Source organism: Vreelandella sp. 162(4c) (assembly GCF_058152265.1).
The window spans coordinates 4,989,020-5,008,452 of record NZ_CM176981.1 but is presented as its reverse complement, the minus strand read 5'-3'; the positions used below and the strand labels follow the sequence as shown (position 1 = coordinate 5,008,452).

Here is a 19,433-nt window from a genome sequence, read left to right as displayed (position 1 = left end):
AGCGAATTGTTATTTTCTGCTCAGATTGTTACCAGTCCGGCCCAAGCAGCACTTGAACCACCCCGAAAAATCCATCGTATTATAAAGATAAGCGCGTCCAATGACCACATCCCTGATGACCACCAAAAGTGCTATATACATTGGCAAAAGATGAGATTGAGACCAAAAAAACGCCACCCGAAGGTGGCGTCAACGCATTCTCTTAGCTCTAACACCCGGCATGCGGGCTTTGCTAAGTTTAACTAGCGAGGAAGTTTTAAAAACCGTACGTTAGACATTTGCTGCAAAATACGTACAACCTGGCAGCTATAACCGAACTCATTGTCATACCACACATAAATGACCGCATGATGGCCGTTGGCGATGGTAGCTTTAGCATCCACGATACCGGCATGACGATTGCCCACAAAGTCTGACGACACCACTTCTGCTGAATCGACAAAGTCAATTTGCTTCTGGTAGGCAGACTCGATCGACATACGGCGCAAGTAGTCATTTAGCGCTACGGCATCTGTCGTTTTATCCAGGGTCAGATTGAGAATGGCCATAGAGACATTTGGGATTGGCACACGAATGGCGTTGCCGGTCAGCTTACCCTCTAGCTCAGGTAGCGCTTTCGATACGGCCTTGGCTGCCCCTGTCTCGGTCAATACCATATTCAGCGCCGCACTACGGCCACGACGGTCACCTTTATGGTAGTTGTCGATCAAGTTCTGGTCGTTGGTATAGGCATGCACGGTTTCCACATGCCCATTCACCACACCGTACTCGTCGTTGAGTACCTTCAATACCGGAACGATCGCATTGGTAGTGCAAGAGGCAGCAGAGACGATGAGATCGCTGTCGCCAATGGATTCATGGTTAATACCGTAAACGATGTTTTTAATATCGCCTTTACCCGGTGCCGTTAGCAGCGCTTTGGCAGCGCCTTTACACTTCAGGTGCTGGCCCAAGCCCTCTTCATCGCGCCAGATACCGGTATTATCAACAATCACCGCGTTATCGATATCATACTCGGTATAGTCAATCTCACTGGGCGAATCGGCGTAAATAACCTGAATAACATTGCCGTTGACCGTCAGCGTGCGGGCCTCTGCATCGACCATGATGGTGCCGTCAAAAGGCCCATGTACTGAGTCACGACGCAGCAGGCTGGCGCGCTTCTCAAGGTCTTTAGCCACATCGCCACGGCCACGCACCACAATAGCGCGCAAACGCAGCAGATTACCGCCCCCGGCCTTCTCTATCATCACTCGTGCCAGTAAACGACCAATGCGGCCAAAACCGTAGAGCACCACGTCTTGCGGCTCCCCGGTGCTAGCACCCGGCTGGTAGCCATCAATAATCTCTTGCAGCTCTTTACGTAGGAAGGCTTCGACATCGCCACCGCCCCGGTTCTTGAACATCACCGCCAGCTTCCCTACATCCACATGGGCGGGGCCAAGGTTCAAAGAGACCATCCCCTTCACGATAGAGTAGGTATCCTCAACGGAGAGCTCAGTCCCTTCTATTTTACGCACGAAGCGGTGGTCTTTAAGAATGCGGATGACCGACCGTTTAATAAGTGAACGCCCGAACATGGTGGCAACGACGTTATTCTGACGATAGAGCTGCCCTACTAACGGGATCATCTGCTCCGCCAAGGCTTCGTTGCCTTGCCATTCTTGAAAAACGTTTTCGAGCGCTTGCTGACTCACGTGCGGCCTCATCAGGTAGTGGGAACGGAGAGTGTATTATCCGGGGCAAGCGCAGCGGTCGCAATGACTGGATAGTCGCACAACATGTAGGGGTATTACAGAAATGCCAATCTCACTACAAAACCTCTTTCAGTACAGATTAACCCGCTACCTTAAGCCGCGGCACTCTAACTGAAACGGGTGATCGTGTATGATCTCCCTTCCGTTTCAGCGCAAAACGATATCTTGCTTATGCCGACATTCTCTCTGCTCGAACCGCCCCAGCCCCAAGGGACTCGCGATACGCTCTACTGGACATCGCCGCCGGGTAGCGCGACTGCGCTGGCACTCTCCCGCGTTGCTGCGAAAGCTCCGCTATTGGTGATCACTCCCAATACGGCCAGCGCGCAGCGTCTTGAACAAGATCTCTATTTTTATAGCGACGTACCGGTACTGCCCTTCCCCGACTGGGAAACGCTGCCCTACGACAGCTTTTCACCCCATCAGGATATTGTCTCGGCGAGACTGCGTACCCTGCGCCAACTGCAAGATGGCGTGCGCGGCATTGTGCTGGTGCCGATCAACACGTTGATGCAGCGCTTGCCCCCGGTTGAGTACATTGCCGGGCGGGTCATGACACTCAAAACTGGCGAGCGCTTGAATCGCGAAGCGTTTCGGGAATCGCTCTCCCGAGCGGGCTATCGCGCTGTCGAAACGGTCTATGAGCCCGGCGAATACGCCATGCGCGGCGCGCTGATTGACCTGTTTGCGATGGGTATGGATGAGCCGATCCGTATTGATCTGTTCGATGACGAGATCGATTCGCTGCGCCACTTCGACCCTGGCAGCCAGCGCTCGACTGATAAGCTTGAATCGCTAGAATTGCTACCCGCCCACGAGTACTCGCTAAGCCGCAGCGCGATTGCCTGTTTTCGTGAGCAGTTTGAAACCCTGTTCGACGTTGATCCGCGGCAATGCCCTCTTTATAACGATGCGTTGAAAGGCATTCCTTCACCGGGGCTTGAGCACTATTTACCACTGTTTTTTGAACACACCGCATCGCTGTTTGACCACCTGACCGACGATACCCGAGTCGCACTGCTGCCGGGAGTTTTTGCTGCCGCCGAGCAGCACTGGCAGTCGATCGACGCTCGCTACGTAAACTTGGGCGTTGACCCAACCCGCCCGCTGCTGCCACCGCACCGAGCGTTTTTCCCGGTCAACGATGTATTCTCGGCAATCAAAGCCTGCCCGCGAATAGAGTTAACCGAGGATAGCGAGCAGCGCCATGCGCAACAGCCTGAAGCCGCACCGCTTCCCACACTCTCTATTAATGCCCGCGCCAAGCAGCCATTGGCGGAGCTGTCAGCATTTTTGCACTCCCATGCCCAAACCCGGGTGCTGTTTGTGGCGGAGTCGCGGGGTCGCCGGGAAGCCCTGGAAGAGATCCTGTCGCCACTTCAGCTCTCGCTTCCGCATACCGATAGCTTCCACGACTTTCTCGCTAGCGATCATACCTATGCAATTACGGAAGGTTTGGTCGACAGCGGCTTATGGCTAAATAATCCAAGTATTGCGGTGATTAGTGAAACCGAGCTGTTTGGTGACGTGGTACGTCAGAGCCGTCGGCGCGAAAAAGCCACGGATGACAATGAGCTTGCAGTACGCCACTTGTCGGAGCTGCGCGAAGGTGCGCCAGTGGTTCACCAGGCCCACGGCGTGGGCCGCTATTTAGGGCTGGAAACCTTAGAGGCCGGTGGCCAGGCAAATGAGTTCCTGGCGCTCTCCTACGCCGATGGTGCCAAGCTTTATGTGCCTGTCGACAGCCTGCATATGATCTCCCGTTACAGCGGGGCCGGTGACGAACTGGCCCCGTTGCATAAGCTCGGTTCGGACCAGTGGGAAAAAGCCCGCCGCAAAGCCGCCGAAAAAATTCGCGATACCGCTGCAGAGCTGCTGGATGTCTACGCCCGCCGGGAAGCCCAGCAAGGGGTGGTCTATGAGGCGCCAGGCGAGGAGTATCTGCGTTTTGCGGGTAACTTCCCATTTGAAGAGACCGCTGACCAGCACGCGGCGATTGAAGCGGTCATCAGCGATATGACCTCCCCGCAGCCCATGGATCGCGTGGTGTGCGGCGATGTCGGCTTCGGCAAAACCGAAGTGGCCATGCGCGCGGCATTTTTGGCCGTACAGTCTGGCCGCCAAGTGGTGGTATTGGTGCCCACTACGTTGTTGGCGCGCCAGCACTTCGAGAACTTCCGCGACCGCTTTGCTGACACCGCCGTCAATATTGGCCTGATCTCGCGCTTTACCAGCGGCAAAGAGGTCACCCAGACACTAGAGAGCATTAAAAGCGGCCAAACGGATATCGTCATCGGCACCCATAAACTGCTCGCCAAAAGCGTTGAGTTGCCCAAAATGGGCCTGCTGATCATCGATGAGGAGCACCGCTTCGGGGTGGCGCAAAAAGAGAAGCTCAAAACGCTGCGTGCCGAAGTCGATATTTTGACGCTGACCGCGACCCCTATTCCGCGCACGCTCAATATGGCCATGAGCGGCATCCGTGATCTGTCGATTATCGCTACGCCGCCCGCCCGCCGTCTGTCGGTTAAAACCTTTGTTCAGCAGCACGACACCAGTATCATCAAGGAAGCCCTGCTACGTGAAATACTGCGTGGTGGGCAGGTCTATGTACTGCATAACGAAGTCAAAACCATTGAAAACAGTGCCGAACAGATTCGTGAACTAATCCCCGAAGCGCGGGTAGCGGTTGCCCACGGCCAGCTTCCCGAGCGCAGCCTGGAACGCATTATGTCGGACTTCTACCACCGACGCTTTAACGTGCTGGTGTGTTCGACCATCATTGAAACCGGCATTGATGTACCCAGCGCCAACACCATTATTATCGAACGTGCTGATAAATTTGGCTTGGCCCAGCTGCACCAACTGCGGGGCCGGGTCGGCCGTAGTCACCATCAGGCGTACGCCTACCTATTAACGCCACCGCCCAAAGCGATGACCCGTGATGCTATCAAGCGTCTGGAAGCAATTAGCGCTTCGGATGATCTAGGCGCTGGCTTTACCCTGGCCAGCCACGATATGGAAATCCGTGGCGCGGGTGAACTGCTGGGGGATGAACAGAGCGGCCAGATGGAAACCATCGGCTACACCCTCTATATGGAGATGCTGGATCGAGCGGTGAAGGCCATTCGCGCGGGCAAAACGCCCAATATCGATGCCCCCTTCAATACCGGCGTGGAGATTAACCTTAACCTGCCTGCGCTGATTCCAAGTGATTATATTCACGATGTTCAGCAGCGCCTGGTGATGTACAAGCGGATTGCCAACACCCAGAGCGATAGCGAACTTAAAGAGTTACAGGTTGAGCTGATCGACCGCTTTGGCTTGCTGCCCAACCCGGTGAAAAACCTGATTCGCCAGACCAAGCTGCGCCACCGTGCCGAGCAACTGGGAATCAGCAAAATCGAGGCTGGCGAGAGCCGCGGTAGAGTACTGTTTGATAGCAGCACCCAGGTGGATCCCTTAACCCTGGTGACCCTCATTCAGACGTCACCAAAGCACTATCGTTTAGATGGCTCTGACACCTTACGGTTTGAATTACCAATGGAAAGTGTCGACAAGCGCTTCCAGCAACTTGAAAACCTACTTAGTACCCTTAACCAAAAAGTAGCGGCGGCGTGAAGCTTGGGGCAAACTTGCCAGTAGCCATGGCCCAGTTGATCAACAGCCGTTTATTGATCCCAGTGGCCCAGCAACGCGCATCAGCAGTGAATTAACACATTAGGAACGATCATGAACATTCGCGATACCTTTACCCATTGGGGCCCTACCAGCTTGGCCGTGCTACTCGCCGCTAGTCTGGTGAGCCCCGCTTTTGCGCAACCAGCTAACGAGCAAGCCGACAGCCCAACACAGGCGCAAGAGCAGCAGACTCAAGACAGCTCAGAAGAATCGCCACAGGCGCAAGCACAGGAAATCAGCATAGACGCCGTCGATAGCGCCGCTCAGGTTGCTGATCAGGATGAGCTACCCCGTGGTCACTTCCGCCTACCCGAAGAAGGCGATGTCATTGGCGAGCGCTACACCGTCGTTGTCGAAGACCCCAAGCAGACGCTGATCGATATCGCCCGACGCCACAACATTGGCTATGAAGAGATTCGCATGGCCAACCCGGGTGTTAGCCTCTGGGTACCTGGCGTAGGTACCGAAGTGGTAATCCCCGCCCAATACATTCTTCCGCCTGCACCGCGGGAAGGCGTTGTCATTAACCTTTCTGAGCTACGCCTCTACTACTACCCTGCCGACAAACCCGGCATCGTCGAAACCTACCCGGTTAGCGTGGGGCGTGAAGAGTTCGCTACCCCCGTAGGCATCACCCGCACCACGGTTAAGGTTAAAGACCCCGCCTGGGCTCCACCGGCATCTATGCGTCGCGAAGCAGCCGAACGCGGCGAACCAGCGCCTTCCGTGGTACCGCCCGGCCCTAACAACCCCTTGGGCGAGCACGCGATCCTGCTGGCCATGCCGAGCTATCTCATTCACGGTACCAACCGCCCTGATGGCGTCGGTATGCGCGTTAGCCGTGGCTGTATCCGCATGTACCCGGAAGATATCAAATCGCTCTACGAGCGTTTGCCTAGCGGTACTCAGGTCAACCTGATGGATGCACCGTTCAAAGCGGGCTTTGCAGCCGATGGCACGCTGTTTGTGCAATCTTTCCCACAGCTGGAAGAGAACGCGGAAGGCTTTGAGCCACTGCTTAATGCCCTTGAACGCGTCACTGAGCTAACTGGCAGTGACGTTGAAATAGACGCGGACAAGATTCAGCGCGCCGTAGAAGCTCCTGACGGCCAATTTATCGCGCTATATGGCCCTCAGGCTCCCGAGCCAGAACCAGAGCCTGTTGAGCTGATTGACGAGCTTAAGCTCAGCGCCGCCACTGACGACGATAAAGACGCTTAACCGAATACCTAGCAACAAAAAACCCCGCCAAGGCGGGGTTTTTGCGTAGCTAGTATCAAAACCTACTGGTCTGACGCTTTAACGTACAGCGCCTTACTACGGCATATTAACTAACTACAGCTTTCTTCCAGCTGCTGCTGAGAGAGTCAGACGACTCCCTCAGCAGCCCAAGCAGAATTACTTCTGCATGGAACGCTGGAACATACGGTTCATTTCTTCACGGTTCTGCTCAGACATCTGCAGAGCAGCCTGCGCGTCGCGCTGGGCTTGGTTTGCAGTGTTCATAGCTTGTGAAGCCATGCTGCGTGCTTCTGCAGCGTCAGCCTGTGCAGATTCTGCAGTCATGCGAACTTCTTCCAGCGCGCTGGTAGAAGCACAACCAGCAAGAATTGCCAGAGAAGCGGCAGCAGCAGTCATCTTCAGAGTAGTTTTCAGAGTCATAATGTTCTCCTTGAGTCGTCCTTGGGTACTACGTTAAGGGTATGACAAAGGTAAGGCTAGTCACTTAAATTAGAATAAGTTCTTAGCTTAAATTTGTCTACCTGCGGTGCAGGTTCTTTTCAGTGACTTGTGCTGCAAAGCACGCAAGTCAAACGCTGTTTTATAATAGACCACAGCGGTTGTCTATAGCCACCTGTTTAAAACCTCGAACTTCCATCAACGGCGTTAGCTTAACGGATCACTACCCGAGTGCCAACACCCACTAGCGCTGCCAGGCGATCGATTTGATCGTTGGTAACGGCAACACACCCCTGAGTCCAGTGATAGCGCCCATGAATATCGGGGTCTGCGCTACCCAGGCCATGAATTCCAATCGCCCCACCCAGTGCGGTATCTTGCGGGGGGCGACCGTAACGTCGATAGTAGTCGAAGTAGTCATCATAATCAGCTTGGGAATAAATCCCTTTTTCCAGCGCCATTCTAGCGTGCGCTGGGGTTGGGTAATCAATGCCTATGAAGGTACGCCACTGGCTTTCGTAATTAAAACGGTTGACATGAAACTCCCCCATGGGAGTCACATTATCGCCGCGAACCCGTTGGGTTTTAGCCCCAGCACGGCCAAGTGATATGGGCGCAAACCGCTCCAGCAGCGCGTTACCCCGAAACACGCTAAGGGTGGCCTCTTTGTCGTCCACCAGCACCCACAGTTCGTTGCTATGACGCGGCACATGAGCGCGACTTAGTATCGTTTCTACGAGATCGGTGGCGGTATCCTGACTGGGCGCAGTAACAGCAGCACTGGCCACGGCTGGCAAGCTCAACACCATGGCTAAAAATCGACGGCGATTAACTAAAAACATGACAGCTCTCGAAACAAGTTAGCCCGCGATTGACCGACTCGGCGCATCTGGTGGCTGTTATACCCTATTCCCACATTCGCCGTTAGCAATTTCGTCATGTACACGACTGACGCCCCGAAGAGCAGTAACCGATAATCCACTAGTAGAGACCCCATCAAACGCCCTGAAACTCTTCCATACTCGCCATTATATTGCGTATCTCGGAATTATGTCCTTGAGCCAGGGCATTGAAAAACTCCTCTTCAGGCTCAATTTTCGCTCGTGCCGCGCGATGCTCGTAGAGCGCTTGAAGGCGCTGATGCGACGATGTGGCAGTTCTCATCGCATCCTCTATCGAGCCGGTGATGGTTTGTTCCGACAAGCGATCCAACTCAGGCGGCTGGGGGAAATCGCTGGAATCATCGAACCATAACTCCAGCACTTCTGAATGGTCAGAGCCATCGTGGAAGAGATCTTCAAGCCCCGTTTTCATTTTTAGCTCGCGGCTGGCCAAGTAATTAAACGCCATCTCTAAGCGCTGATTCTCAGCATCCTCAGCGGCTTCGCTATACTGTCGCGCCATCCGGGCATGAAAACCCGCCGCCCATTCGATTAAATCTTTCACCTGGTTATAGCGCATCATGATCTCCTTTCTTAACGACTTGAGCGATGCATAACAATAAACACTACCACTCCAGGCTGGTTTCGCGCAGCGCGCCTATTTCACGCTTGGCCGCCTGAAGATTATCCAGTAACTGCTGGCGCAAACCGGCCTGGTTACCCACGGCAATCATAGCGGGGTTGTGAGTTTCGCGCCGCGCAGCACCTTCGTCACTATGTAGGCGCTCAAGTTGCCCCTCCAACCAGTTCAGCCAGCTTTCCGGCTGGGCTTTCAAGTCGCGCAGACGTTGCAGCTCGGCCAAGGCAGGGCCATCCTGGGCCAGCAATACAGTCCAGCGATGCTCCGACAGCCGAGCGTGTTCAGTAACTTCGCGCAGTAACGACTCAAGCGCCAGCTCAAAAAGCGCCAGCGCACTCTCTTCCAACGCCATCTGCCGCGCAGAAGCATGCTCATCACTTCCCGCGGGCAAGGTGACTAATAGCTCCGCCTGATAGAGCAGCTGGTTGGTTCGTGACCGTGCATTCACTTGCGTTTGTCCTCCACGTGCCATTTACCGGCATCAAACATGGCTTTCCAGCCTGTGGCCTTGCCCTCCTCGTCGGTCATCACGTACTGCTCTTTGCTCTTCCGCGAGTAGCGGATTTGCGCCGGGCGACCATCCGGATCTTCACTCGGCGCTTTAAGAATGAAGTGATACTTTTCGGGCAGCTCATCGGCGTGCGCTTTCAGCTCTTTCACCAGCGGCGGCCGTGTTTCACGATTTTTAGGGAACTTGCTGGCAGCCAAAAACAGCCCGCTTGCGCCATCACGCAGCACGTAATGGTCGTCAACTTTTTGGCAAGCCAGTTCCGGCATCGGGATCGGGTCCATTTTTGGCGGCGCCACTTCGCCGCTTTTCAATAGCTTACGGGTGTTTTTACATTCGCTATTGGTACAGCCAAAATACTTGCCAAAGCGGCCTGACTTCAACTGCATCTCAGAGCCGCACTTATCGCACTCGATGATCGGGCCGTCGTAGCCTTTGATCTTGAATTTGCCGCCTTCAACTTCGTAGCCGTCACAATCGGGGCTGTTACCACAGATGTGCAGCTTACGCGTTTCATCGATTAGGTAGTTGTCCATCGCCGTGCCACACTTGGGGCAGCGACGCTTGGCACGCAGCGCATTGGTTTCGGCCTCTTCTCCCGCGTCTTCGGCCACCGCCTCTTCACCAGGAATCAGGTCAATGGTGGTTTTACAACGCTCTTTGGGGGGCAAATTGTAGCCACTACAACCCAGGAAAACCCCGGTGGAAGCGGTACGAATTTGCATATGACGACCACAGCTTGGGCAGTCGATATCCGTTGGCACCGGCTGATTGGGGCGCATGCCATCTTCGCTCTCAGCCTTGGCCAGCTCTTCACGGAATTCTTCGTAGAAGGCATCCAGCAGCGCCTGCCAGTTGCGTTCGCCTTCGGCGACCTCATCCAGACTATCTTCCATGCGGGCAGTGAACGAGAAGTCCATCAAATCAGGGAAGGACTCTTTCAACCGCTCGGTGACGATATCGCCCAGCTTTTCGGCATAGAAACGACGGTTTTCCAGCTTCACATAGCCGCGATCCTGGATCGTTGAGATAATTGAAGCGTAGGTTGACGGTCGGCCAATGCCCTGCTTTTCAAGCTCTTTGACCAGGCTTGCTTCAGTGTAGCGTGGTGCTGGCTTGGTAAAGTGCTGCTGAGGATCGAGCGCTTCCAGTGCCATAGGCGTACCTTTTGGCAAGTCCGGTAAGCTCTGATCTTCATTTTTACCACTAGGCTTCATCACCCGGGTATAACCATCAAACTTCAGTACACGTCCTTTGGCACGTAGCTCGTAGCCATCGACTTCAACACTCAGCGTGCTTGAAAGGTACTCTGCAGGGGTCATTTGGCAGGCCACAAATTGACGCCAGATCAGCTCGTAGAGACGCTCGGCATCCCGCTCCATTCCGGCCAGATCGGAAGCCTTACGCTCGACACTGGAAGGGCGAATCGCCTCATGGGCCTCTTGAGCACTCTCTTTGCTGCTATAACGATTAGGTGCTTCGGGCAGGTAGCGTTCGCCGAACTCTTCACCGATATAGCTACGCACACCCTCAACCGCATCTTTCGATAAGTTGGTGGAGTCGGTACGCATATAGGTGATGTAACCCGCCTCATAGAGGCGCTGAGCCATGGTCATGGTTTTCTTCACAGAAAAACCTAACCGGCCACTCGCCGCTTGCTGCAGCGTAGAGGTAATAAAGGGTGCCGTGGGCTTTGAGCTGGTGGGCTTGTCTTCCCGTGAGGTAATCGCCAGCTTGGCTTTTCTAAGCTGCTCAATACGCGCAAGGGTGTCTTTTTCGGAGGTAGGCTTAAAGGCCTTGCCATCCTGACGAACCAGGGCAAAACGCACCAGCTCACCCTCAGGAGAGGCCAAATCCGCGTGCACATCCCAAAACTCTTCAGGAATAAAGGCACGGATTTCGCGCTCGCGCTCAACAATTAGACGTACCGCGACTGACTGTACACGGCCAGCCGACAGCCCGCGCGCTACTTTCGCCCACAGTAGAGGCGAAAGCATAAAGCCCACAACGCGATCCAGGAAACGCCTTGCCTGCTGCGCCTCTACCCGGGGGATATTGAGCGCGCCAGGCGCCTTGAAAGCGTCTTGAATCGCGTTTTTGGTGATTTCGTTGAACACCACGCGCTTGTAGCGGCTGTCATCGCCACCGATGGTCTCGCGCAGGTGCCAAGCAATGGCTTCCCCTTCGCGATCCAAATCCGTTGCGAGGTAGACAGCGTCAGCCTTCTCAGCCAGCTTCTTTAGCTCGGCAACGACTTTCTCTTTTCCGGGCAGCACCTCATAGCGGGCTTCCCAGCCGTTGTTGGGGTCAATCCCCATCCGCCGAATCAGCTGATCTTGGCTTTTACGTTTTTTATATTCTACTTTCTCTTCCGCCGACATCTTGCGTGTCGCTGCGGCCTGGCGCGCGCGCTCCTTGGGGTCGGAGGCTGCCTTACCTGAGCCGCTGGTCGGCAGGTCACGAATGTGGCCCACGCTCGACTTCACGATGAAATCGTTGCCGAGATATTTGTTAATCGTCTTCGCTTTCGCTGGCGACTCGACGATGACCAGTGACTTGCCCATAGTGCTCCACTTTCCTAATGCACGGACTGTCTAGCGCGTGCTCTGAATTCGGTGCCGTATCGACGGGCTGAAACTGCCCGTTAAAAAAGATACGGATGAAAAAATGCGCCTACCCTACCCCAGCCCTTAGCTAAGCGCCAGTGGCAACCAAGCCGTAGGGAGAATCCATAGACTTTAGACAACCAGGGTTATATTTCAGACAAATAGTAGCTAGACACTAGACTGCCACCGACATTACAGCAACCCAAAAGGTAATAAGGCAAACAAAGCGCCCCCACCAAATAGGCGGGGGCGCAATGAGCTAATGTACTGATTTAGCGTTTAGGCGGCGTCTTTTTACGTCTGGTAGTGCTGGTGGGTTTAGCCGCCGGCTCACTGGCCGACTCGCTAGTCGCAGCAGATTTAGGCGATGACTCCTTAACCACGGACTCCTCATTCACCACGGGCTGCTCCTTGGCCACTGGCGCAGACGAAGTCGTTTGCGTTTCGGCCAGCTTAGCAGTAGCAGCTTTGGGCTTAGCGGCAGGCTTAGTTGTCGAAGCCGCTTTGCTGGCCGTCGGCTTGCTCGCAGCCGGCTTATTCGCTACCGATTTGCGGGGTCTTGCCTTATCAAACAACACTTTAATTTGAGCAAAGCGCTCAGCAGCATGCTCTGAAAGATCGCCGCTGGCGGCAAACACATGCTCAAGGTGGCTAATATAGCCATCGACATCATCGTTGCTGCTACCTGCTAGCAAAGTAGGCAGCGAATTCAACGCCTGCTCACGATCCAGCTTCAAGATAAAGAACTGCTCGCGCACCAAGTTTTTAAAATCACTCAGTTCGATACCAGGCTCAAGCTCCGCACGGGAGGCGCGTAGCCGCTTAAAGTTACGCTCATCTGTAGCTGGGGCGCCACCGAGCACATAGATAAGCGAGCGCATAACCGCTTCATGGGCACTGCCCTTAGCAATTTTCTCTCGCAGCTCTTCCTGACGCTGCTCAATAAAGCGACGGTGCTCGGGCTCTGCCCCTGGACGGCGGCGATGTACATGGGCATCGCCATACAGACCGACAGCAGCCTGCAATAGCGGCTGGCCGTAGATATCCATAAACATTTTTTCGGTGCTGCTATCCCGCAAATCGCGCATCGCATTGAGGCTGGCGACCAGTTGATCAGACCCCATGGTTTCAAGCGTTTTGAACAGATTATCTTTTGATACTGGGTGACGATTTTTGCGCACTGCTTCCGCCATTACCGGTAGCGGCACCGAAAGTGGATTACGATCAGAAAGCAGTTTGTAGCCCAAACGGATAGGGTGCATACGACGGATCAAGCGGGCAGCCTCCGGTGTCATGATGGCTTTTAGCCACGGCTGCAAAAAGAGCCGATACATCCCCAAATTGATTTCTGAGATCCGTGCCACGGTGGCAAAACGACGATCATCCTCTGGCTTGTGCATTACTGCCTGATCTAACTCTTCAAAGTTACGCGGCATAAATTCGAGCAGATAATCCCGCTCGAACAGCTCAGCGTCTTCACCCTTCTCTGCCGGAGATATGGAGGTTTCGTACAGCCCAGGCGGCAGTACGTCGATGTAATCCATATTGGCGGTGAATTCGGTATGCTCTTTGCGCGATACGCTGCCCGAAACAAATATACCTAGATGGCCGGTCGTATCATGCTGGCAATAGACGATGGTTTGCTCATTGGCAATGATGTCATCGGTGTTTGCATATAAATCACGAATCCACCCCAATGCTTGAGGCGGCGGAGTAATGTCATCCCCACGCGAACAGAACACAACCACCGGCGAACGCACATTACGCAGGTCGATTCGGCGGCCATCATGGGTGACCAGCTGCGCGGTAGAGAGCCGATTACCGACAAATAGATTATCGACGATATACTGAATCTCTTCACCGCCTAATACGACGTGACCACCCCACCAACGCTCAAAATCGAGGTATCGGCCCGCTTCGGTATCGATATTGTCGTAAAGGTGATACTGCTTTTTCCAGTAGGTATTAGCCGGGTTGAGGCGCTCGAAGTTCTGCACCAGCCACGCCCCGTCAAACAGGCCGTCGCCAATATCACTGGTGAGTGCCGTAATCCAGCTGCCTCCCGCCATCCCGCCGGTATAGCGCATGGGGGCTTTGCCGTGTTCACCAGCCCAGTAGGAGAGTGGCGCGCCAGCAATCAGGATAGGGCCAAAAACGTCAGGCTCCAAGGCAGCCGCCATCATGATCTGCCAGCCCGCCTGGCAATTGCCCACCACCATCGGTTTTTCAGTCGTTTCGGGATGCAGCTCAATCACATGGCGCAAAAAAGCGATCTCCGACTCGACCACATCCTCAACGGTTTGGCCTGGCTCAGGAAACGGCAAAAAACCAATAAAGTAGCAGGGGTGCCCCGCTTTAAGCGCCACGCCCAACTCACTGTCCGGCTTAAACCCTCCAATCCCTGGCCCATGCCCCGCACGTGGGTCAACCACTACAAACGGGCGCTTTTGCAGATCAATTTCTGTCCCTTCGTGGGGCAACACACGCAACAGTTCGTAGTTGGTTGGCCGCGGCAGCGTCCGACCATCCATCAGCACTTCGGTATCGAACCCCAACACATTGGGCTTGGTTTGCTCCATATGCTCGAGGTACTGATTACCGCGTTCGCGCATAACGTCCAGATAGAGAACGCTGCGCTCCATGCTATCGCGCCAGTAACCAAAGGCTGCACGCCCAAACCCGAAAGGATCGAATAATGAAGCGATCGCCTCACTTCCAGGTATGGCTGTGGAATCATTTTGTTGCTTCAACCATGCGCTAGTGAAAGCGTTAGCAGGAAACATAGTCTTGGCGAGTGGGTTAGCAAGAAAGTTCATAGGGTCTCCCGTTGGGTTGATGCACAGGCATCAGACCCGAAAGCAATGATGCTGCAATGCAATATAGTCTAGGCCACTATGCGCACGGCGTCGATCTTTAACCCTGGCAATTACGCCTTATGTGACTAATGAAGTCCTGTTTAGGCAGTCTAAAAGATTCAGTGTTAGCATGCTTTGCCCTGGCGATGAAGCCTGATCTTGATATTAGTTAAAGGGTGCTCACTACGAGGTTTTTATGTCATCCCCCAATCTGCTCAATCGCCTAACATTTCGGCAACTCCAGGTCTTCCAGGCGGTGCATCGGCAGCGCTCCTACTCTCGTGCAGCTGAGCAACTGGGACTGACCCAGCCAGCAGTCAGCGCGCAAATACGGCAGCTTGAGTTGGCACTGGGTCAGCCTCTGTTTAATTATGCGGGTAAAACGCTTCACACGCTTCCCGCCGCCGATACCCTCGCCCACTCAGCGCGCGAAATTTTTGGCCAACTGTCACGGCTGGAAATGAACCTATCGGATATTAACGGCAAAATAAGCGGCGAACTCAACATCGCAGCGGTTTCCTCAGCCCAATATGTGGTGCCTTATTTACTTGCCCGCTTCCGTGCTCACTATCCCGAAGTACATGTCCGCTTAAAGGTATGCAATCGCTGCCAGGCACTCGATCGATTGGCTGAGCAGCAGGACGACTTGGTTATCATGGCCATGGTGCCTGAAGACGATCGCTTGGTAGTGATGCCGATTATTGATAACGAACTGATCGCCGTCGTCTGGCCCGAGCATCCGCTACTTTCGATGCCGCAACCCTCCTTAGCAGACTTTGCGCGCCATTACGTGCTAATGCGCGAACCCGGTTCCGGCGTACGCAACGCTTTTGAGCAGATGGCGGCCAGTCAGCAGGTCGCGCTTCCCCACTGTATTGAGTTAGGTACCAATGAAGCGATTAAAGGGGGCGTCATGGCTCACTTAGGTGTTGCCGTGCTGCCGCGTTTGGCGGTGCAGCTGGAGCTTGAGCAGGGGTTACTGTTTGAGCTGGGGTTGCCCGACTTTCCTATCCACCGCTCTTGGTGCACGGTCTATACGCGGGAGCGCTTACCCACTCCGGTCGCCGAGCTATTTTTGAGTTTCATCCGTGAACACTTACCCGACTATCGCCGTCACTTTCAGGCGCCCGTCAGCCCCTTACCCAGCCATGGGGTAGCCTGTTTGCCGATACTTCCCTCCTGAAGGCGAGTGATGGCTTACGGTGTCTTGTTGGCAGCGAGATATGTTACATTAGCCATCATTAGCGCGATAAAATATTGAGCAAACTTCGTATTAACCAGGTATCAATAGGCAGGCTTGGAACAGGGTTAAACCTTTTTTACGCCTTCGGCCTACCGCACAGAAGAGAGGCTCTGTCACTATGAGCAATAACCCCTCGCAGCGCGTGTCCAGCGGTGAAAAATACCGTAATGAACATGGCATGTCGGTGATCAAGGATGGCATGAAGCAGCGCAAAGCGCAGCCAGAGGCCCCTTCTGTTGAGCTTGAGCGCAAACCCAAGTGGCTGCGAGCACAGATTCCAGGTGGCGAGCGTTTTGAAGCGGTCAAGAAAAACGTCGCGACCCACCGATTAAGCACTGTTTGCGCTGAATCCCACTGCCCCAATATGGGCGAGTGCTGGAGCAACGGCACGGCCACTATCATGCTGATGGGCTCGGTATGTACCCGCGCCTGTCGGTTCTGCGCAGTAGACACCGGCAACCCCCAGGGCTGGCTTGACCACGAAGAGCCTGAAAATACGGCTAAATCTGTAGAGCTCATGGGGCTGCGTTATATCGTACTGACTTCAGTTGACCGTGACGACCTCGACGATGGCGGCGCAACCCACTACGCCAACTGCATTCGCGCGATCAAAGCGCGCACACCCGAGGTGGTAGTCGAAGCCTTGACGCCCGACTTTGATGGTGACCTTGCCGCTATCGAACGCGTCGTCGATTCAGGCCTACAGGTATTTGCCCAAAATGTGGAGACCGTGGAACGCCTGACAGGCCGAGTGCGTGACCGGCGGGCAGGTTACCGCAAAACCCTCGATGTCCTTGCTCATGCCAAGCGCTACCGCCCAGATATCATCACCAAAACCAGCCTGATGCTGGGCTTGGGTGAAACCGACGAAGAGATTTTGCAAACGTTTGATGATTTACGTGAGATCGGCGTCGATATTGTCACGCTTGGCCAGTACCTTCGCCCGACCAAAAACCACCTGTCGGTGGAGCGCTGGGTAACGCCTGAAGAGTTTGATCGCTACCGCGTGATTGGCCTGGAAAAAGGCTTTATGGAAGTGCCCTCTGGCCCGCTGGTACGTTCAAGCTACCGCGCTGATCGCGTGTTTGAGAAAAACAACCTGAGGCTCGCCTCACCTGCCGCGATTCCCGGTCAGGAGCAAGAAGCAAACCCCAATATTATTCCAGCGCTCAACGTAGGATAGGCTTAAATTAAGCGTTCTACGGGGCTTGCTACTATGTATGGAGCGGGTTTTAAGACCCGCTTTATAAGCCTCGTTTTTTTGAACCGTTTTTTTAATAACGGTGACCCAATTTTTACAGTGGCGTGTTCTCGACACTGACCAATTCGCGGTTTAGCCGTTTAGCTAGCGCCTCGGCCAGCTGCTCACCCACCCGATGATCACCTGATAACGAGACGAGGTCAGCCAACTTCGCCATGGGCATACCTGCATAGCCGCAGGGGTTAATGCGCAAAAAAGGCGTCAGGTCACCGTCTACATTCAACGCCACGCCGTGAAAGCTCGCCCCCCGACGAATACGCAGACCCAGTGAGGCAATCTTCGCCTCACCCGCTTCTGTCATCACATAAACCCCTGGAGCATCGGGCCGCGCTCGGGCGCTCACGCCATAGTGGCTCAAGACGTCAATTACGGCATTCTCCAATGCAGTGACTAAATCGCGCACGCCAATTTTTCCCCGCCGTACATCCAGCAGCGGGTACAGCACCACCTGCCCTGGCCCGTGATAAGTGACTTGCCCCCCCCGATCAACGTGCACCACCGGAATATCGCCGGGCAGCAGCAGGTGTTCGGGCTTGCCAGCCTGGCCTTGGGTAAACACCGGGTCATGCTCGACCAACCAGAACTGATCAGGGGTTTGCGCATCCCGTGTATCGGTTAGCGTGCGCATAGCTTCCCACACTGGCAGGTAGGCTTGGTGACCCAAATCGTGCAACTCAATCGGCACGGCGTTTTCCACGGTTACACCACCATATGCACACGGCCAGTAGCCTTGAGGTCGTCGAACAACTCTTTAATATGCTGCTCTCCGGTCGCTCTAATCACCACACGTACCGATTGAAAACGGCCATTGCGGCTATCGACCACCTGCATTGCCGTTGCATCGAAGTCAGGGTCATGGCGCACAATCACCTGGCACACACAGGCAGGAAAGTCTTCGGCCGCATCGCCGACGACTTTTAACGAGTAATCACATGGGAAAGTGATTTTAGGCGGCTCCTGAGCCGCCGGTTGGCGCAAATCACGAAGTCCCGGAGCACCTTTTTTCATAACAAACCTATTTCGTAAAGACTGATTTTCACAAAGACTGGGTTCATCACAGATATACGCTAGAACCCATCAACCTATCGGCTGTAAGTCTATAATCAATCCGTAAAATTACTAATCAGATTACTAAAGAAGCGCTGCACCTGATCGAACAAGCGCTTAAAGAGACCACCCTCTTCGATGTTTTCCAGCGCCACTAAGCGGCGCTCACCGACCACTTCATCACCTAAATGCACTTCCAGCGTACCAACCTCGTCGCCAATGGCAATCGGTGCCTGTAGGTCTGGATTGAGGTTTAGGCGCGCACGCAGCTCTTCGTTGCGGTTGCGTGGCAGGGTCATAAAGACTTCTTCATCGACGCCAACACGCAGCTCATTGATATCGCCGCCCCAAACCCGCGGCGTTGCCAATACGGCACCGCGCTCATAGAGCTTCATGGTTTCGAAAAAGCGGAAACCGTAGCTGAGTAGCTTTTGGGTTTCTTGAGCGCGCGCTTCATCAGAGTTGGTGCCCATCACTACGGAAATCAAGCGCATATCGTCACGCTTAGCTGAAGACACCAGACAGAACCCCGCCTCCGTTGTCCAGCCGGTTTTCAGGCCATCCACCGAAGGGTCACGCCACAGCAAACGGTTGCGGTTGGGCTGATCAATACCGCCATAGGAGAACGTACGATGGGAGTAGATTTCGTAGTGATCAGGGTAATCATTAATAATGTGCCGGGATAAACGCGCCAAGTCATGGGCCGTTGAGTAGTGATTGTCGGCGGGCAAGCCAGTGGCGTTCTGGAAGTTGGTGTTATTCATGCCCAACCGCGTGGCATGCTGATTCATCAGATCGGCAAAGGGCACCTCACCACCCGCCAAATGCTCTGCCATGGCGACACTGGCATCGTTGCCCGACACAATGATGATACCGTGGAGTAAATCATCCACCGAAACCTGATCACCCACCTCAATAAACATTTTCGAGCCGCCGGTGCGCCAGGCATTCTCGCTAATATTAACCATATCAGTGAGCTTAATGGTGCCACGATTGAGCTCACGCTCTACCAAATAGGCGGTCATCAGCTTGGTTAAACTTGCCGGTGGCAGACGCTCATCGGAGTTATGCTCGGCCAAGATACGGCCACTGTTAGCATCCATCAGAATCCACGAACTTGCCGCTAACTGAGGGGCTGAAGGGATAATGGTTTGCGGCTGCGGAATTACCGGCTGAGGCGTTGGCTGGGCACTGGCAGGCACAGCAACCGTCGCCATGGCAGCGAAGAGGCACAGGCGTGCAGAGCGACCAATGGATGTAAACACGTTCATAAC

General features: G+C 54.4%; 14 protein-coding genes. 4 read left to right on the top strand and 10 right to left on the bottom strand.

The features are described 5' to 3' along the window. Positions 1-242: 242 nt before the first annotated feature. Complete coding sequence (locus AC4EYZ_RS23060; RefSeq protein WP_474192729.1) at positions 243-1,697, bottom strand: glyceraldehyde-3-phosphate dehydrogenase; 1,455 nt, start codon at positions 1,695-1,697, stop codon at positions 243-245. A gap of 231 nt (positions 1,698-1,928) precedes the next feature. Here AC4EYZ_RS23060 and mfd point away from each other — a divergent pair, with 231 nt between their 5' ends. Together mfd and AC4EYZ_RS23050 are read left to right on the top strand one after the other, a co-directional pair. Beyond that, positions 1,929-5,378, top strand: coding sequence for a transcription-repair coupling factor (gene mfd, locus AC4EYZ_RS23055; RefSeq protein ID WP_022523172.1), 3,450 nt, complete (start codon positions 1,929-1,931; stop codon positions 5,376-5,378). A gap of 111 nt (positions 5,379-5,489) precedes the next feature. Beyond that, complete coding sequence (locus AC4EYZ_RS23050; protein WP_141440974.1) at positions 5,490-6,659, top strand: L,D-transpeptidase family protein; 1,170 nt, start codon at positions 5,490-5,492, stop codon at positions 6,657-6,659. 177 nt (positions 6,660-6,836) lie between these two features. Here AC4EYZ_RS23050 and AC4EYZ_RS23045 read toward each other — a convergent pair whose 3' ends face one another. The 6 genes from AC4EYZ_RS23045 to AC4EYZ_RS23020 form a co-directional block, all read right to left on the bottom strand. Then, positions 6,837-7,100 carry an Lpp/OprI family alanine-zipper lipoprotein gene (locus AC4EYZ_RS23045; protein WP_022523170.1) on the bottom strand — a complete coding sequence of 88 codons (264 nt, stop codon included), beginning with the start codon at positions 7,098-7,100 and terminating at the stop codon, positions 6,837-6,839. A 230-nt stretch (positions 7,101-7,330) separates the two neighbouring features. Beyond that, positions 7,331-7,960, bottom strand: coding sequence for a L,D-transpeptidase family protein (locus AC4EYZ_RS23040; RefSeq protein WP_027957534.1), 630 nt, complete (start codon positions 7,958-7,960; stop codon positions 7,331-7,333). A 154-nt stretch (positions 7,961-8,114) separates the two neighbouring features. Beyond that, positions 8,115-8,579 carry a ferritin family protein gene (locus tag AC4EYZ_RS23035; RefSeq protein WP_022523168.1) on the bottom strand — a complete coding sequence of 155 codons (465 nt, stop codon included), beginning with the start codon at positions 8,577-8,579 and terminating at the stop codon, positions 8,115-8,117. 46 nt (positions 8,580-8,625) lie between these two features. Further along, on the bottom strand, positions 8,626-9,087 hold the full coding sequence (locus tag AC4EYZ_RS23030; RefSeq protein ID WP_022523167.1) for a DUF6586 family protein: 462 nt from the start codon (positions 9,085-9,087) through the stop codon (positions 8,626-8,628). Then, positions 9,084-11,711, bottom strand: a complete 2,628-nt coding sequence (topA, locus tag AC4EYZ_RS23025) for a type I DNA topoisomerase (protein ID WP_009286991.1) — start codon at positions 11,709-11,711, stop codon at positions 9,084-9,086. Before topA ends, AC4EYZ_RS23030 begins: the two co-directional genes overlap by 4 nt. Positions 11,712-12,025: 314 nt before the next feature. Further along, entirely contained in the window at positions 12,026-14,569 is a 2,544-nt protein-coding gene (locus AC4EYZ_RS23020; protein WP_474192200.1) for a DUF3141 domain-containing protein, read from the bottom strand. 235 nt (positions 14,570-14,804) lie between these two features. On the opposite strand from AC4EYZ_RS23020, the gene AC4EYZ_RS23015 reads away from it, so the two are divergent. Beyond that, positions 14,805-15,791, top strand: coding sequence for a LysR family transcriptional regulator (locus AC4EYZ_RS23015; protein ID WP_009286993.1), 987 nt, complete (start codon positions 14,805-14,807; stop codon positions 15,789-15,791). A 178-nt stretch (positions 15,792-15,969) separates the two neighbouring features. Next, the gene (gene lipA, locus AC4EYZ_RS23010) at positions 15,970-17,034 is read left to right on the top strand and encodes a lipoyl synthase (RefSeq protein ID WP_474192199.1); all 1,065 of its coding nucleotides are present in this window, start codon (positions 15,970-15,972) and stop codon (positions 17,032-17,034) included. 112 nt (positions 17,035-17,146) lie between these two features. Here the strand turns inward: lipA and lipB are convergent, their stop codons facing one another. The 3 genes from lipB to AC4EYZ_RS22995 form a co-directional block, all read right to left on the bottom strand. Continuing rightward, positions 17,147-17,809: a lipoyl(octanoyl) transferase LipB gene (gene lipB, locus AC4EYZ_RS23005; RefSeq protein ID WP_009286994.1), complete on the bottom strand. Its 663-nt coding sequence runs from the start codon at positions 17,807-17,809 to the stop codon at positions 17,147-17,149. Between the two features lie 2 nt (positions 17,810-17,811). Then, a complete protein-coding gene (locus AC4EYZ_RS23000) occupies positions 17,812-18,120 on the bottom strand; it encodes an HP0495 family protein (RefSeq protein ID WP_022523161.1) in 309 nt (102 codons plus the stop codon). A gap of 95 nt (positions 18,121-18,215) precedes the next feature. Next, positions 18,216-19,430: a D-alanyl-D-alanine carboxypeptidase family protein gene (locus AC4EYZ_RS22995; RefSeq protein ID WP_027957539.1), complete on the bottom strand. Its 1,215-nt coding sequence runs from the start codon at positions 19,428-19,430 to the stop codon at positions 18,216-18,218. Positions 19,431-19,433: the final 3 nt, after the last annotated feature.